The sequence below is a fragment of the Paenibacillus sp. MAEPY2 genome (genome assembly GCF_000499205.1).
GTDB classification, from domain to species: Bacteria; Bacillota; Bacilli; order Paenibacillales; family Paenibacillaceae; genus Paenibacillus; species Paenibacillus vandeheii.
On record NZ_AWUK01000017.1, the window covers coordinates 1 to 16,480 of the forward strand.

Consider the following 16,480-nt stretch of genomic DNA (forward strand, 5'->3'; position numbering starts at 1 on the left):
ATTCGTTTTGCAGGGCTCTCTTCTAGGGTCTTTTTTGTTGTATATAGACAGGATTCATGTGAAATTTCATTGCTGTAGTAGTTATTGATAAATTGAACTAACTGACTTATTATTGTTAAGATAACTCCTAATCTAACCTGGTTTAGACTTGCATAAAAGAGGAGCACTACTTAGACTACTCAATCGTTGGAGGGAATGTAATGGCGTACTCGCAGTCAAAGACCGAAGCAGTGGCAACTCACTTAAGAAATAGATTCATGGAAGGCAATGTAGAGGGGCACGAAATCGTTGTTACTCTGATTAGTATGGTTAAAGCTCAGAAAATTAACATAGACGACGTCGCTCCCATTCTGTTTAATGTTTTTTTTGATAATCCGCAAGGCATTTTATCAGCACTTGAAAAAGCCAGTACATTGGTTGATGATGAGTTAATTGATTCAATCATCAATGAGGTAAACGAGAACGCCTAATCTTACATATTAGGGGAGATTCATTGAAATCCATCTGACCTTTTATTTTGTTTTTTTGTTCTCCCCCTCATTTCAGATTTATTTAGTTTATATTGGCTTGCTTATGTGCTTCGCGTTATTTTCCATCTCACCCTGCTTATTCTAAGAATAGACCTTGGCAGAATGACAGGAGAAAAGGAATTAACGAAGGGAGCAATACGTATGGATCAAGTAAATAAAGCAATTCTATTTTTAGCAGTCATTGAAACCATGCTTGAAGCACTGCACCATATCGAAGTGGACCAGACAGAACTTGTTGATTCGCTAGTTATGCTAGGTTTCGATCCCATTAACATTTTATACGAAACCAATACCATTAGATCCTTCCAGAAAGTGTGCAGAGCCTTTGCAGAACTCGATTTTGCAGATGAAGCGCTTTCCGCTTTTTTACAAGAGTAGCTACACAGTTTTAGTATTTAGAAATGACCGGATATATGTTTTTTTTGGAAAACGAAGCCAAAAAAGTAGAGCCTCAAGTCATTGGACTTGGGGCTCTATTTTTTTCTATTTTACATCAGACGGCTTAACATCCATCCTCTGAACTCGTATAGAACATGTAGGAGACATCACAGATATCTCCTTCTTCAACATGACCTATTTAACGAAAGGATGGTTATATGAACCAAGCAGGTGTAGAACATGTTACAGACCATTTAAATCACTCTGTAATTGGAGTGGTGGATTCAACCTTGTTTCACTCACAATATGAGCATGAACATCCTACCAAAATTGTGATCATACAAAATTATTATTTTTTGAAAGACGCAGCTCATTTTAATGATTGGTTAAATGAACGTTGCGAATAATCCTCTCTTTACCTTATCGTCCCCTCAAGCTTTTTGGCGTCTTCGTTCATCAATCAAAACCTTCAACATGAGCAATTCCCCGTAGGTGAGCTTCTTCTTGCGTACTTTCTCCACCCATGCCCATTCGTCAATGATTTTGTCGTTATAGGCATCTCCTATGTATTTATCAAGTTCATTCCAAGTCCATTGAGCATAATCCAGCACTTTATTCATATCATCATCATCCTCTGTAGCCACTTCTTCCTTAAGTGGACTTAATTTAGAATTGACTGCTTGCTTAAATCTTTCATATTCCTCAGGTTTTTTGATCCAAGGTAATGGACATTCCTTCCACCCAACAACTTCTTTATGTGTAAAGAACACATTGGGAAAGCCACGTTCACTAATCAAATAGACTGCAAGGTCTACAACGTTATTAAATGTATCCTCATGAATACTGCCGTCCTTCTCAATACACATTTCAATTCCCACTGTGCTATTGTTTGGATACGTTCCAAGATGGGATAAAGCTTCCTTTGTATACGTCTCACTCCCGCAATGGTATGCAAGTTCATCATCTGGAAGGCTATTATAGATGGAAATTCGATCTACAGAGTAATGTGCACTTGCATAACGACCTTTCCCAATTTGCTGTGCTAAGCTCGCAAAATATGTACTAATGTTTCTTGCCGATGCTCCTGGAGAAGCCGTATAATGCATAACAATTCCTCGTTTAGCCTTCAGTTTCATTCCCGCTCGACTATATTTATTAACAGGTATGTAGTCCTTGGTAATCGAAAGCATTACATCTTCTCCTTCCCTTCTGATTGATCTTCCTCACCCCGAAGCTTGAAAAGAGCAGAAGTGATAAATTTCGGTACAGGAAGTCCTAATTTTCCCATGTTCTCGAGAATACTTATTCCTTCAGTACCGATGATGAACATCAGCATGGCATCTCTCATAAAGTCGTTGGAATTGCCCGAAACTATATCCAGTTGATGAGCAATAATGACGAATACAAATGTCAGTGACTTGCGAGCAAGTCCCCACCATCCGACCCTACTGGAAAGTTCCTTTTTGTACCAAGCAGATAACACACCTGTCATGTAATCCAACCCCACAAAAATCGTTACTGCAATAAACAGGTGATCCATCCCTCCAACCAAGTACACCATGGCAGACAACAGCCATCCACATAAAACCGTAAAGATCGTATCTCTTTGCAAATCGCCTTCCCCCTTCAATATCTTTTTCATGTTTAGGTTAGGCGGAACAAGGGGATAAGTCTCATGAGATGTTGTTGCCTTTGTTTATTCTCCTCAGCATTCTACTAAGTGAACAGCAAAAATCCCTTTCGCATATGCTCTGCGGAAGGGATTTTCGCTGAATCATTAGCTGAACGTAGAAGGATCAGGTGTGACAGGAATGCCGGACTCTGGAGTTTGTGCTGTATTCCGACTGCGGAACATATCCTGAATTCTATCCATCACATATGGGGTGGAATCGATCAGTTTCTCGAACAGATGAGTTGAATTGTCAAGCGGAACGATGTGAACGCCCTGTTTGCCAACCACCAGGAACGCGATAGGACGAATGGATACGCCGCCCCCGCTTCCGCCTCCAAATGGTGAGGCCACCGAAGCGGAGCTTGCATGTTCAGTCGTACTGCTTCCCCCGCTTCCCCCTTTGCTGCTTCCTTCATTTACATGAAAATCACTGCCACCGGCAGCAAATCCGAATCCCACTTTACTAATTGGCAGGATTACGGTACCGTCAGGTGTTTCAACCGCATCGCCCACGATTGTATTGACATCCACCATGGCCTTGATATTTTCCATTGCGGTTTCCATTAAGCCTTGAATTGGATGATCTGACATTTAAATTCCCTCCAGTTTCAATTTAAGCTAGGTTTGATCTAACCATATCATCCCCAAAGTTGAAGGGACTTATGTAAGCCAGCCATTTAACAAAACCTCTAAACTTGAAACTGCTGACTCGTTAAAATAAAACCCGCCAGTTGGAACAAACTGTGGAAAATATCCGCTAATTCACATACTTATGTGTGCGCTTTGCTGTGTTGTCTCTTGAGCTTTAGCTTGCGTCTGCGCCGCTGCTCTTTTAAAAGTTTTAACCACATACGCCATCCTCCCTCAACCTGGAGCACCCGGGTTAACAACGTAATTCCTGCGATTAGGACTGCTGTAATCCGAATTTTCAGCTTCCAATCCAGCTCGGTTTGGAACTCCATTTCATCTTCCCACACAGGCACAACCTGTAACTTTGGCGTTTGCTCAAAATGGATTTGATAAGAGAGGTATCCAATGATGATGGACTTGATACTCCACACCCAACCTATGAGAACAGCCGTATACGCTGCATCGCCGATGCCAACGCGGGTAGACCAGGACAGATCAGTCATATGTACACGAGAAAGTGTTTGCTTGATCCAGAGCTTCAATGCTTCCGTTGCCCTGAGCATGACTTTTACATCCTTAGCCCACTTTTTGACTTTACGTTTGTTAACACGCTCTTGGCTCTGAGCTTCCCTCGAATGACTCATTCGCTGCTCCGTCTTCACCAGAAAACCTTCCTTCATATTACGAAAGACGATGCTGGGAATTTCATAGTTAATACGCACAATACCATATAGCAGACGAACCGTAATCTTGGCATAATCATCATGATTATGTTTCCTGAATGTAAAATGCACATGAACATACGAGATGAGGACTGCGACAAGAAGCAGTGCGATCAACAAGCCGATTCCTCCAAGCCAAATCCACACAGGCCTTACCTCCAAGCCCTCAATTCTTTTCTCGTCTAGTATGACACTCTATATAGGAAAAAATTCACGTCCGACCTGAAAATTCCATTTAATCTTTGAAACATCACCTTGCAATCCATTCCGATAACACGTCAAAAAAACCGGCACCCCGACAGGGTACCGGTTTTGGATCGATCCAGCTTCAACTTTATGAATCCATAGGATCATCTTCATTAGTTATATCGATTGTATTTGCATCGTCTTCCAGACTCGAATTGTCCAGGTCCAGATCCACATGCTGCACATCCAATTTTTCAAAGAGCAGCTGAGTTTCTTCCTCCAGATTTTCGGAATCTTCAAACAATCCTGGCTCAGGCAGATCTTTGAGCGAAGCCAAACCAAAGTAATCCAGGAAAGACTTGGTAGTGCCGTATAGAATCGGGCGTCCAATCGCTTCAGCTCGTCCCACTTCCTGAATGAGATCCTTGTTCACAAGCGTATGGATGGCGCGTTCGGATTTCACACCACGGATTTCCTCAATCTCTACCCGCGTGATAGGTTGACGATACGCCACAATAGCGAGTGTCTCCAAAGCTGCCTGGGATAAAGAGGTACGTGATGGAGAATAGGCCAATTTCTCAAAATAAGCCGCATGTTCCGGTAACGTACCTAGTTGGACTACCCCTGCAATTTTAAGAATTTGTACACCACGTCCCTGATCGGCAAATTCAGCGATCATTTCCTCTATCGCATCCGACACCAGTTCGGTACGTTGATCCACGATTTCGGCGATTTGTTTGATACTCAGACCTTCTTCTCCGGACAAAAACAGCAGGCCTTCAATAATCGATTTCAATTTCGGAAAATCCATGATTCTTTGTTTCCCCTCTCCACTCCATAACGATATCCTCAAACATCCGCTCCTGATAACAGACAATCTGCTTCATCTTCATCAGCTCCAGCACCGCCAAAAAAGTCACGACAATCTCATGCCGATAAATTTGGTTATCCAGCAGCTTGGAGAATAACAGCCTGCCTCCCGGTCCCATACTTTCCAACGCACCGATGACATCGCGAATGCGATCCTTAACCGAAATCTCATCCCGTTGGATGCGAGTTACGGTTGTACGCTTCTCCGCTTTACGCAGCGCCTTCTGGAAGGCTGCAATCAGATCCGAAGTATGCAAACCCTCGACCGGATTCGATTGTGCTTCTACAGGCATATACGGTCGCAAATCCTCGGGCTCTTTGGAGAAAATAAGGCTGCGTTCCCACTCCCGTTCGTGCAAGTGACGCGCAATTCCCTTGTATTTGCGATATTCAATCAGACGTGCAATCAGTTCTGCACGTGGATCATAATCTTCATCTTCCATATATGCATAATCCTCAAAGTCCTCGATTACCGGTGGTTTGGGCAGTAATAGTTTGCTCTTGATCGACAGAAGAGTCGCCGCCATTACTAGAAATTCACTCGTAATATCCAGCTCCAGCTCCTGCATCGAATGCAGATACGCCATATATTGATCGGTAATATCGCTGATGGGAATATCCTGGATATGAATCTCTGCCTTATCGATCAGATGAAGCAGCAGATCCAAAGGCCCTTCAAAAGTCTCCAGTTTGTATGTAACTACCGTCACTAGACGAATCCTCCCGCCAGAAAAATAAAAACCCCCGCTAAGCCGCCGAATCCGGTCTCCCGTGTTCGTCTGCGCAAAGCAGGGCACTATATTAAATAAGCACTATTTTAGCTGTTTCGTCAAGTTCGCCATTTCAATAGCGGCAGTAGCTGCATCCCAGCCTTTGTTTCCTGCCTTTGTTCCGGCACGCTCGATGGCCTGTTCGATATTCTCCGTCGTAACCAGGCCAAAGATGGTTGGCACGCCTGTTTTCAGGTTAATTGCGGCTACACCCTTAGCCATCTCATTGCACACATAATCATAATGTGTCGTTGAACCGCGGATCACCGTTCCCAACGTAATGACAGCATCGTATTTGCCACTTTCGGCCATTTTTTGTGCAATCAACGGGATTTCGAAGGCACCCGGAACCCAGGCTACATCCACTTCATCATCTTGAACACCGTGACGTTTGAACGCATCCAGCGCTCCGCTAAGCAATTTGCTAGTAATGAACTCGTTAAAACGTCCTACGACTACTCCATATTTTAATCCTTCCGATACCAAATGTCCTTCAAAAAAGTGTGGCATTCAAGTCATCTCCCTAATTATTTTTTATGATGTACACTGCTGATCTTCGGGCAAAATATTTCAACTCTTTTTTACCATCAGAAAAGCTGCTCAGTTTTTTTCTTCATTCTGCTCGATATCGTCGAACTTCAACATATGACCCAGCTTCGCCTGCTTCGTGTGCAAGTAGACCGTATTATCCTCGTTCTCTTCCATCTGAATCGAAACTCGTTCCACCACTTCAAGCCCGTAACCTTCGAGTCCTTTAATTTTGCGTGGATTGTTGGTTAACAACCTAATTTGACGAACGCCAAGATCCTTGAGAATTTGGGCTCCAATGCCATAATCACGAAGATCGGCGGCAAATCCAAGCTTCAGGTTGGCATCCACCGTGTCCAGACCTTCCTCTTGCAGCTTGTAGGCTTTGAGCTTGTTGATCAGTCCAATACCGCGGCCTTCCTGTCTCATATAAAGCAGAACGCCGTTGCCTTCGTCATGAATCTGTTTCAATGCTGCATCGAATTGCGGACCACAGTCGCAGCGATGAGAATGGAACACATCTCCAGTGAGACATTCGGAGTGTACTCGGACCAGAACAGGCTTGGAACCGTCAATTTCGCCTTTAACCAAAGCGATATGCTCTTTGTTGTCCACCGCATTTGTATAAGCAACCGCCTGGAATTCACCGAAGTCCGTTGGCATGCGCACAGCCACTTCGCGTTGAACCAGCTGTTCCTTTTCATTCCGATAACGAATCATGTCCTGAATGCTGATCAACTTCAGATCATGTTTGCGAGCTATCTCCTGCAGATCCGGAAGTCTGGCCATCGTGCCATCTTCCTTGATCACTTCACAGATTACACCTGCCGGATAGGAACCACACATAATGGCGAGATCTACAGCCGCTTCCGTATGTCCGGCGCGCCGCAGTACACCGCCATCTTTGGCGATGAGTGGAAACATGTGGCCCGGCTTGCGGAAATCTCCACTTTTCGCTTCGGGATCAATCAGACCTTTCACGGTAATGGAGCGTTCATGTGCCGAGATGCCGGTTGTGGTGTCTTTATGATCTACAGAGACGGTGAACGCCGTCCCATGAAAATCTGTATTTTGCTGAACCATGGGTTTCAGGTTGAGTTCGTCAGCACGTTGCTGCGTAATGGGAACACACACCAGACCTCTGCCTTCTGTAATCATGAAATTGATCACTTCAGGTGTAGCCTTTTCGGCCAAAGCGATAAAGTCGCCTTCATTCTCCCGATCTTCATCATCCACCACGATGACGGGTTTTCCCCGCATGAGATCGTAGATAGCTTCCTCAATAGAATTCAGAATGGACTGCTCTGACATAGGTCCCCCTCCAGTTTCCATTTCAATATATTTGTATTTGTATTGAACGGATGAATCAAGCAAATCCGTGGTTAGCGAGAAAATCCTCACTGATACTTCGCGGCTTACCTGCACCGTTCTCCTGATGTCCCTTACCATAGTGGAGCAGATGATCCACATATTTACCCAGAATATCACACTCGATATTGATGGTATCGCCTGTCTTTTTGACATTTAATACGGTCTCACCAATCGTATGTGGAATAATGGATACTGTGAATGCAGTCTGTGAAGTTTGCACAACCGTTAAACTGATTCCATCCAGGGTTACAGACCCCTTGGGTATTAAATATTTAAACAACTGCGTATCATCTGGTTTAATCTCGAAAACAATCGCATTCTGGTCACGTGTAATGCTGCCAATGACTCCCGTACCATCGACATGGCCCTGAACGATATGCCCGCCAAAACGACCACCTGAGAGCATCGCTCTCTCCAAATTGACTTTGCTGCCGGATTGCAATTGACTGAGATTGGTGTGTCGATATGTTTCAGGCATCACATCGGCAGTAAAACCACCACCCTCCAGGGTTGTCGCAGTTAAGCATACCCCGTTTACAGCTACGCTATCGCCAATCTTCAAGTCGTTCATGATGGCGGAAGCTCCGATATTCAGGACCATCGCTTCGCCTTTCCGACCAATACGCCGGATCTGACCGACTTCTTCCACCAAACCGGTAAACATGCTGCCGCCTCCTTTATTTATTTCGTTATAACAAGCTCATTTATTCAGGCCAAACCGGAATTCCGCCAATGCTAATATTATCTCCAACTTGCTCAATTTCCAGCTGATGTAATTGAATCGCCTGGCTCATGCGCTCAACTCCCTCGAAGCGGAAACTGCCTGGCGTATCGTATCCTCCGACAATTTTCGGAGCAATGAACATAAGCAGCCGGTCTACCAATCGCGCTTCCAGCATGGCCCCATTCAGTGTGCCCCCGCCTTCAAGCAGAATCGATCCAATCTCACGCTCACCGAGCTTGCTGAGTGCATTTAGTAGATCTACACGTGGTCCAGGACCACAGCGTATAATCTCCACACCGTAGGCTTCCAGCAGCTCAGCGGCTTCAGGACTCGCCTCATCCGTTGTAAGCACCCATGTCGGTACAAGTCCATCCTTGACCATTTTGGAGCCTACAGGCAGACGCAGCTTGGAATCTACTACGATTCGCACCGGGCTGATGCCTTCCACTTGCAATCTTGTCGTGAGCTCCGGATTGTCTGCAATCACGGTTTCTACACCAACCATAATGCCCTGATGTCGATGACGAAGGGCATGCACGATCTCCCGAGCCGACTCGTTGGAGATCCATTTGCTGTCCCCGCTACGAGTTGCAATTTTGCCATCCAGTGTAGAGGCCGTCTTTAAAGTCACAAAGGGGAGACCTGTTGTAATGTATTTAATGAATTTCTCATTCATGCGTCTGCCGCGCTCACGCAGTACACCAACTTCGACTTCAATCCCTTGTTGACGCAGCATGCTGATGCCTCTGCCGGATACTTGCGGATTCGGATCTTCGCAGCATACGACGACACGTTTCACTTTTTCATGAATAAGGCGTTCGCTGCATGGTGGAGTCTTGCCATAATGACTACAAGGTTCGAGTGTAACGTACACTGTACTGCCTTCTGCATCATTGCCCGCCATGTTCAATGCATGAACCTCTGCATGGCCCGTCCCCCGTTTGAGATGACTTCCGAGGCCCACGATACGTCCTTCTTTTACAACGACACAACCTACTACCGGATTGATTCCGGTCTGTCCTTGTGCCCGTTCTGCCATATCCAGTGCCAACGCCATATAAAATTCATCATTAATCATTTCCAAGTCCGTTCACCCCACGGTTAAAATCTCAGTTATAGACCTCCCTTCCAACAGAGAGGCATGTTCCATATCCAATAAAAAATCCCCGTCGAACAAACCGTTCGATGGGGATGATGAGAGACATGTGTCACCAGCAGTAGTATGGATACAGGCCAACAACACTTCGCCCAAAGCTTCATTTCAGGCAAGTGAAAGCAGACACATACCTTAATGAACTTCAATTACAGGTAAAGAGCTTCTATGATGTGGCATATGTATGAAGATTGCCGGAATTAACCGGATTTCTCCCTGCACAGGAAATGAATTCGTCACAAACTGTACAGCATCACTACTGCGGAATGCGGCCCAATAGGACAGCACCCTCTCCTTCTCCCATCCAGACTATACTGTCGGTTCTGGAATTACACCAGATCAGCCATCTGCCATAGGCAGACGGGTCACGGACTTTGCATCAATGCTGGATAGATATCCTCACATACTGCATCACCGCCGGTAGGGAATTACACCCTGCCCTGAAGGATTCGTTGCGTTATTAATTGGATGTTAGCACTTTAACGCCAAAAAATCAATTGTTTTTTGTTCCTTTTTGTCACATACTAACTTTTAATAAGCTTAAGTGTAAATAAAAACCGCTTCGCTAATTGCGAAACGGTTTGTGTACGGTCTTATGGATTAAGCTTCTACAACTTCAACAGTTTCCATTTTGTCGCGACCTTCGAAAGCGTCTACGAACTCCATACCTTTGGTTACTTTACCAAATACAGTATGTTGTCCATCCAAATGTGGTTGCGGTTGGTAGCAGATGTAGAACTGGCTTCCGCCTGTGTTACGGCCTGCATGTGCCATAGCCAATGTTCCGCGCTCATGTTTGTTCGGGTTGATTTCACAGTTGATTGTGTAACCTGGACCGCCGGCACCGCTACCGTTAGGGCATCCGCCTTGAGCTACAAAGCCCGGAATAACACGGTGGAATACAAGACCGTTGTAGAAACCGGAGTTAGCCAGTTTCTCAAAGTTTGCCACTGTGTTTGGAGCTTCTTGATCGAACAGATCGATTACAACTTCTCCGCCGTTTGCCATTTTGATTTTCGCTTGTTTCGCCATATGTAAATGACTCCTTTCGTATTGACCATCGTTAATGGTGCCAGAACGCATGACCCTGGGCCAAGCTTTATAGCACTTTTCTTAGTGTACACCGAAATTCGATTGATCGCAAAATAATCAGCAAGATTTTTTCGAAATCCTGGCTTAAAGACGCAAAAGAAGACAAAAAAGGATTGTCCTTTTTTGTCTTCTTCATATAATAATGCTCCGCTATTTACATTTCAATTAACGGATAACTGGCTGTTTGGCAATGCGCTCAGGTACCAGATCATTCTGAATGATGTCCTGATACGTCTCACGGCGTACGACAACATCCCCTTGACCATCTTTGACAAACACCACTGCCGGACGACGGATCCGGTTATAGTTGCTGGCCATGGAGTAGTTATACGCGCCTGTGCAAGCTACTGCGAGCAAATCTCCGCTTTGCACTTTAGGCAGGTCCAGATCCCAGATCAACATATCGCCGCTCTCACAGCATTTACCTGCAACAGATACGGTCTCCTGGGCAGCTTCATTTGCACGGTTAGCCAATACAGCTTCATATTTGGACTCATACAGTGCTGGACGTGGATTATCGGTCATCCCACCATCCACTGCCACGTATTTACGAACCCCCGGAATATCTTTGCTCGTTCCAACGGTGTAAAGCGTTGTTCCAGCTTCACCCACGATACTGCGGCCTGGTTCAACCCAGATCTCAGGCACAGCATAGCCGATTTGGGCAAAATGATTTTTCACTGCATCCGTGATGGCTCTCACGTACTGTGAAACTTCAAGTGGCGTATCTCCATCGATATAACGGATACCGAAGCCACCGCCCAGGTTAACCACTTTGAAAGCAACGTTAAGGCGCTCATGCACATCTGCTGCAAACTCAGCAACGCGCTGAACAGCCATTTGGAAGCCTTCAACCTCAAAAATTTGAGATCCGATGTGTGAATGCACACCGAGCAATACCAGATTAGACTGCTTGGAAGCCAATTCGATAGCTTCAAATGCCGTTCCGTTTCCGATATCGAATCCAAATTTGGAATCTGTTTGTCCTGTCGAGATATATTCATGCGTATGCGCTTCAACACCAGGCGTCACACGCAGCAAGATGTTCACCTTGCGATTTTTGTCTGCGGCTACAGCTTGCAGCAAGTGCAGTTCATTGAAGTTATCCACAACGAAGCAGCCAATCTCTGCATCAAGCGCCATTTCGATCTCTTCCAGCGTTTTGTTGTTACCGTGGAAGTGAATGCGCTCAGCCGGGAAGCCAGCTTGCAATGCCGTAAACAATTCCCCATCGGATACAACATCCAGGGAAAGTCCTTCTTCCGCAGCAAGAGCACACATAGCCATTACGCAGAATGCTTTACTTGCATAAGCCACCTGGAAGCCCAGGCCAGAAGCTCGGAATGCTTCCATGTACTCTCTGCAGCGCTCGCGAACCAATTGCTCGTCCACAACATACAGGGGAGTTCCAAATTGTTCTTTCAGGTCAGTTGCATCGACTCCGCCAATTTCCAGATGTCCCTGTGCATTTATTTTACTTGTACCATGTAAATACATATTCTGCATTCCTCACTTTTTTATATACTGGAACAGCTGTTATTCCAATGATTTTACACCAGTATATCAAATTAGAAAATGAGAAGAATGGATTTTTCGGCTGATCATTTGTGTTTTTTACTTTTTTCCAGTTTCCCGTCTGGATCATTGTCCATTTTGGTATTGTCACGCGTTTTATTGATTGAAGGACGTTTTTTATTCTCCAACAGCGGTAAACGGAACAAAAAGTTACCCAAAGCCTTTGCATTAAACGGTATGAACGGCCAGAGATACGAAGAGTTGTAAGAGCGATGCAAGGTGAGAGCTACGATTATAAACGTCGTCCCGGCAACGAATCCAGGAACCTTGAACATCGCCACAGCCACCAACAAGAACAACCTGACCAACCGGTTTGCCAAACCAAGCTCATAACTGGGGGTTGCAAACATGCCGATCGCGGCGATAGCCATATACAGTACAACTTCATTCACAAAATAACCCGTTTTCACAGCGATATCCCCGACCAAAATGGCCGCAATCAAACCCATGGCCGAAGCGAGTGGAGTAGGGGTATGTACTGCTGCCATCCGTAATAAATCCACCCCGAATTCAATAAGCAGGAACTGCAAAATTAGCGGCAATTTTGCATTCTCGTGAGGACCGATGAACTCCATTCCTGTTGGTTTGATGGCAGGGTCAATAACCATTAACAACCATAACGGCAGCAGGAAAAGCGAAATCAGAATACCTCCAAATCGTACCCAGCGCAGATAGGTTCCCATAAACGCTGTCTGTCTGTTCTCTTCCGCATGCTCGCATAAGTCAAAAAAAGTCGTCGGCAGAATCATCACACTGGGTGATGTATCTACAAAAATAACAACCCGTCCGTCCATCAGATGGGAAGCCGTCACATCCGGTCGTTCCGAATAGCGAACCAACGGATACGGGTGCCATCCCTTGTTAATAATCGCCTCTTCAAGCTGCTTATCGGCAGCGGGGATGCCGTCGATATTCACACGTTTGATCTTTTCACGAACGGAATCCACTTGAACCTTGTCCACGATATCGTCAATATATACAACACAGACATCCGTTTGAGATCTCCGCCCAACCTGCATAATTTCAAATTTTAATCCAGGGTCCCGTATTCTTCGACGCACTAACGCCACGTTGGTCAGAAGTGTCTCCGTGAACCCGTCTCTTGAACCACGCACCACTCTCTCCAGCGAAGGTTCCTCTGGTGAACGTACCGGATAGCTACGCGTATCCATAATGATGACGGAACGATCCCCTTCAACAAACATGGCACTCATGCCTGTGAGGACCTTGTTGATGACGGCACTCATTTTCTCCACTCGCTCAACTTGAATATGAGGAATGTAACATTCGAAATACGACTTTAACGCATGTCCGGACACTTGCTCCGGTGTAAGATAGGTTAACCTTTTTAATACCTCGAGCAAAATCTCATCTTTCGCAAATCCAGTCAGCAGCAACAATCCAACGCGTTTGCCGCCCAAGACCATTTCCCTCATATTCACATCAAAGGACTCTCCAAGTCCCAACACTTGCTGAAGCGTGTATTTGTTATCACTCATGCGAGGGGAGATATCGTCGTTTTCCTGCCAATATTTCACCGATTCCTCAATACTGTCAGACATTTCATTTTGCTTCTTCTTTTCGTGAGCCTTCTTTTCTTCTTCCTCCTGAATCTCATAATTAGATTTAGGCATCTTCTCTTCGGATGCTACTTCGTTGGAGTCCTGTCCGTCTTTGCCCGATCGTACGTCCATTTCCCATCCTCCTTTGGCCTAACGTTCTAACGCTGGTATACAAAAAAGTCAAACAGGGAGCCTGTCATCTTCCCCAAAATCATGGCAAGCAGCAATCCAAACAAATAAGATTTCATGCCCAGTCGTTTCGCCAGTACAGGAAGTACATTAAGCACTTCCGTGAGTGCCGCAGCAAGCAGACCAATGAACACACCGCAAAATAGTCCGATGATCGGGCTGAGCAGCAGTACGCCATGTACTTTCCAGTGCCAAAAATCCGCAACGGTACCGAGCAGCGAACCTCCGATCAAGGCCCCTTCATACCAATGGGTTTTATCGTAAGTACGCGTAAGCTGCGCCAATCTGGGGATCATATCGAGCACGAGAATCAGCGCAATTACACCACTTCCTACGGCGATTCCCCCCGCAATTCCCAGCACAATGCTGATTGCTCCGTTAAGAACGCTCATCCGCATTCATCTCCCTGCGTTCCTCTTCATGCATACGTTCGGTTTCTTCAATCACTACATACTTGTCTACATTTTGCTGATATAGGAACATTTCTACTTCCAAAGGGGTAGGTTCTTCATTCCACTTTTTCTTGAATAAATGATTGAAGAACACGGCCATACCAAACCCGATCCCGATAGAATACGCCACCTGAAACAGATACGGATGCTCATCCCTGCGGCCTGTAATCATCTCTACAATTCGAATCTGAACTTCCTGCATGTTGACGTCCGCATGAAAATTCATAATAGTCAATGCTGATCCAAAGAAAAGCAGCAGCCACACCAAGATGAACAGAGATTTGGATGGCTTGCCACTTCCCGCAACCACCTCAACAAGCGTATGGCCCGATCCGATTAATTCAACGGTGACATCTGGCAAGACCCGACGGATCTGAGGAATGATCTGCAATATATCAATGAGGATTAGATTGCCGTCCTCCGGTCCGGGGTGTAGCAATTCGAGCTCAAGCAGCCTTCTTTCCTGTTCTTCGGGAGAGGTGAGCAAGTGAGCGACATCTCCAAGCTTGACGCTTCGGCCCCTCTGGATGCGAATACGGCTGCGCAAACGAACATAGACCATTGGAGTGGGTGTCAGTGACATCCGAAACACTCCTTTACTGCGTAATTTAGGTTAGTATTTGAAGAATGTGCAAATTTATTACATTCTGTTGGAAAAAGGTTGTGTGGACCCTGCGGGCGCTTCGGGATGGATCGGCCATCGGTCGCTGTTGCACCAGGTTAGTAGGGGAAATACACGCGGGCACTCCAGCAGCAGACCAACCTTCCGATCGCTGTTGTCTCCAAATTTTCTTGATTTGTTTCTAATAATGTATAAATTTAGAGAAAAAGGCGAGCGCTTCGCTTCTTCAGGTTTATTCTGCCGCTTACGTTGCTAGTGTATTAGAAACCATTTCGGGCTTCGCTCCTTTGTCCGATTCCATCCCTCCGCTGCACGGGTCCCTTTTTTTCCAAAGGTCTGCAATAAATATGCTGGGGAGTGGTAGTAGGAGATTTTATAAGCTGGGAATTAAGGCTATATTTCTTTGTCAGGATCCCTTTTTTCAGATTAAAAAAAGCCGCTAATTAGCGACGTATTGAGAAGAGAAAATCTTATGGATAGACTGGTAATAAACTTGGGGATCGGGCTTTTTTGTTCAATGTCTGATCCCCTCCTTATTTCTCAACTCCAATTCCCTTCTGAACTTTAACGGGGTGATTTGCATACTTTTGCGAAATTGGTTGATAAAATAACTCGTGCTATTAAAACCGACTTCATAAGCAATCTGAGTAATGCTATAATCTGGGATTTGTAACAGCTCCACGCTCTTTCGGATGCGATAATCGATAACATATTGCATGGGTGTCGTCTTCAACATTTGCTTGAAATAACGGCATGTCTCCGAACGGCTTAACTGACCCGCCCTTGCTATATCCTCCAGTTTGATTGAATCGGCAAAGTGCATGTGAATCCATTCGACCATGTCCTTCATTCGCCTGCTTTTGAGGACTTCTGATGGATCATATTCCAGCGCATAGCCACTCGTAATCAGATGTTTCCACATCGTCAAGAGGTGTGAAGCTACATTTATTTCGTACAATGGAGGCTGCTCATCCAGATTCTTTTTAATATCACGGATGGCGTCCAGGATTTGAGATCCCCAAGGTAGTTCCCCTTTGATCAGAAGATAAGGTAAATTCGTGGCTGAGATGTAAGGATGAACATACTGCACATATAACTCAGAAGGGACGACAAAATAGGGAGACAGGTTCAAACAGAGATAAATACAATTATTGTTCTTACGGTTGTCTTCTGCCATATGCATGGAACCACTGTTGATAAACAACCCGTCACCTTGTGACACAACGATCTTTTGATCATTCACATAAAAAAGAGCTTCTCCCTGGACAACCAAGACAAACTGCAATTCATCATGCCAGTGTAAAGGAATATGCCCGTGAACATTGCGTACAATTGTGGTTTTATAACACGCCACAGGCAGTGTAACCGTACGATGCTCCGTCAGCTCCCTCCCGTTTTGATCAATCCTGAATTCTGTCTTAAGCATATTCTCTCATCTCAATATATTTATATTT

20 protein-coding genes and 1 riboswitch are annotated in these 16,480 nt (G+C 45.2%); of the genes, 3 read left to right on the forward strand and 17 right to left on the reverse strand.

Annotation, left to right across the window (positions count from 1 at the left end):
- Positions 1 to 200 precede the first annotated feature (200 nt).
- The 3 genes from P364_RS0115070 (at position 201) to P364_RS0115080 (ending at position 1,315) form a co-directional block, all read left to right on the forward strand.
- The gene (locus P364_RS0115070; RefSeq protein ID WP_024630934.1) at positions 201 to 470 is read left to right on the forward strand and encodes a hypothetical protein; all 270 of its coding nucleotides are present in this window, start codon (positions 201 to 203) and stop codon (positions 468 to 470) included.
- A 201-nt stretch (positions 471 to 671) separates the two neighbouring features.
- Positions 672 to 908: a hypothetical protein gene (locus P364_RS0115075; RefSeq protein ID WP_024630935.1), complete on the forward strand. Its 237-nt coding sequence runs from the start codon at positions 672 to 674 to the stop codon at positions 906 to 908.
- A gap of 218 nt (positions 909 to 1,126) precedes the next feature.
- On the forward strand, positions 1,127 to 1,315 hold the full coding sequence (locus P364_RS0115080) for a hypothetical protein (protein ID WP_024630936.1): 189 nt from the start codon (positions 1,127 to 1,129) through the stop codon (positions 1,313 to 1,315).
- Positions 1,316 to 1,339: 24 nt separating this feature from the next.
- Here P364_RS0115080 and P364_RS0115085 read toward each other — a convergent pair whose 3' ends face one another.
- The 17 genes from P364_RS0115085 to P364_RS0115165 all read right to left on the reverse strand — a co-directional run bounded on the left by P364_RS0115085 (position 1,340) and on the right by P364_RS0115165 (position 16,452).
- Positions 1,340 to 2,098 (reverse strand): peptidoglycan recognition protein family protein, encoded by a 759-nt coding sequence (locus P364_RS0115085; protein ID WP_024630937.1) that lies wholly within the window; start codon positions 2,096 to 2,098, stop codon positions 1,340 to 1,342.
- The gene (locus P364_RS0115090) at positions 2,098 to 2,520 is read right to left on the reverse strand and encodes a phage holin family protein (RefSeq protein ID WP_024630938.1); all 423 of its coding nucleotides are present in this window, start codon (positions 2,518 to 2,520) and stop codon (positions 2,098 to 2,100) included. The genes P364_RS0115085 and P364_RS0115090 overlap by 1 nt, the downstream gene beginning before the upstream one ends.
- A gap of 165 nt (positions 2,521 to 2,685) precedes the next feature.
- The gene (gene ytfJ / locus P364_RS0115095; RefSeq protein ID WP_024630939.1) at positions 2,686 to 3,171 is read right to left on the reverse strand and encodes a GerW family sporulation protein; all 486 of its coding nucleotides are present in this window, start codon (positions 3,169 to 3,171) and stop codon (positions 2,686 to 2,688) included.
- Between the two features lie 179 nt (positions 3,172 to 3,350).
- The gene (locus tag P364_RS0115100) at positions 3,351 to 4,079 is read right to left on the reverse strand and encodes a DUF2953 domain-containing protein (protein WP_024630940.1); all 729 of its coding nucleotides are present in this window, start codon (positions 4,077 to 4,079) and stop codon (positions 3,351 to 3,353) included.
- 187 nt (positions 4,080 to 4,266) lie between these two features.
- Positions 4,267 to 4,929: an SMC-Scp complex subunit ScpB gene (gene scpB, locus P364_RS0115105; RefSeq protein ID WP_024630941.1), complete on the reverse strand. Its 663-nt coding sequence runs from the start codon at positions 4,927 to 4,929 to the stop codon at positions 4,267 to 4,269.
- Positions 4,898 to 5,698, reverse strand: a complete 801-nt coding sequence (locus P364_RS0115110) for a segregation and condensation protein A (RefSeq protein WP_024630942.1) — start codon at positions 5,696 to 5,698, stop codon at positions 4,898 to 4,900. The genes scpB and P364_RS0115110 overlap by 32 nt, the downstream gene beginning before the upstream one ends.
- A 102-nt stretch (positions 5,699 to 5,800) precedes the next feature.
- Complete coding sequence (gene ribH, locus P364_RS0115115; RefSeq protein WP_024630943.1) at positions 5,801 to 6,268, reverse strand: 6,7-dimethyl-8-ribityllumazine synthase; 468 nt, start codon at positions 6,266 to 6,268, stop codon at positions 5,801 to 5,803.
- A gap of 90 nt (positions 6,269 to 6,358) precedes the next feature.
- Positions 6,359 to 7,597 (reverse strand): bifunctional 3,4-dihydroxy-2-butanone-4-phosphate synthase/GTP cyclohydrolase II, encoded by a 1,239-nt coding sequence (locus P364_RS0115120; RefSeq protein WP_024630944.1) that lies wholly within the window; start codon positions 7,595 to 7,597, stop codon positions 6,359 to 6,361.
- A gap of 55 nt (positions 7,598 to 7,652) precedes the next feature.
- Positions 7,653 to 8,321 carry a riboflavin synthase gene (ribE, locus tag P364_RS0115125; protein WP_024630945.1) on the reverse strand — a complete coding sequence of 223 codons (669 nt, stop codon included), beginning with the start codon at positions 8,319 to 8,321 and terminating at the stop codon, positions 7,653 to 7,655.
- Positions 8,322 to 8,361: 40 nt separating this feature from the next.
- Positions 8,362 to 9,465 (reverse strand): bifunctional diaminohydroxyphosphoribosylaminopyrimidine deaminase/5-amino-6-(5-phosphoribosylamino)uracil reductase RibD, encoded by a 1,104-nt coding sequence (ribD, locus tag P364_RS0115130; RefSeq protein WP_024630946.1) that lies wholly within the window; start codon positions 9,463 to 9,465, stop codon positions 8,362 to 8,364.
- Between the two features lie 204 nt (positions 9,466 to 9,669).
- Positions 9,670 to 9,822, reverse strand: coding sequence for a hypothetical protein (locus tag P364_RS37580; protein WP_161634261.1), 153 nt, complete (start codon positions 9,820 to 9,822; stop codon positions 9,670 to 9,672).
- Positions 9,823 to 9,986, reverse strand: a riboswitch (FMN riboswitch).
- A 148-nt stretch (positions 9,987 to 10,134) separates the two neighbouring features.
- On the reverse strand, positions 10,135 to 10,566 hold the full coding sequence (locus P364_RS0115140; RefSeq protein WP_024630947.1) for a peptidylprolyl isomerase: 432 nt from the start codon (positions 10,564 to 10,566) through the stop codon (positions 10,135 to 10,137).
- A gap of 225 nt (positions 10,567 to 10,791) precedes the next feature.
- Complete coding sequence (gene lysA, locus P364_RS0115145; protein ID WP_024630948.1) at positions 10,792 to 12,123, reverse strand: diaminopimelate decarboxylase; 1,332 nt, start codon at positions 12,121 to 12,123, stop codon at positions 10,792 to 10,794.
- Between the two features lie 104 nt (positions 12,124 to 12,227).
- Complete coding sequence (locus tag P364_RS0115150) at positions 12,228 to 13,835, reverse strand: spore germination protein (protein ID WP_442952315.1); 1,608 nt, start codon at positions 13,833 to 13,835, stop codon at positions 12,228 to 12,230.
- A gap of 86 nt (positions 13,836 to 13,921) precedes the next feature.
- Entirely contained in the window at positions 13,922 to 14,344 is a 423-nt protein-coding gene (locus P364_RS0115155) for a stage V sporulation protein AB (protein WP_024630950.1), read from the reverse strand.
- A complete protein-coding gene (locus P364_RS0115160; protein WP_024630951.1) occupies positions 14,331 to 14,987 on the reverse strand; it encodes a stage V sporulation protein AA in 657 nt (218 codons plus the stop codon). Before P364_RS0115160 ends, P364_RS0115155 begins: the two co-directional genes overlap by 14 nt.
- 553 nt (positions 14,988 to 15,540) lie before the next feature.
- A complete protein-coding gene (locus P364_RS0115165) occupies positions 15,541 to 16,452 on the reverse strand; it encodes an AraC family transcriptional regulator (protein WP_024630952.1) in 912 nt (303 codons plus the stop codon).
- Positions 16,453 to 16,480 lie beyond the last annotated feature (28 nt).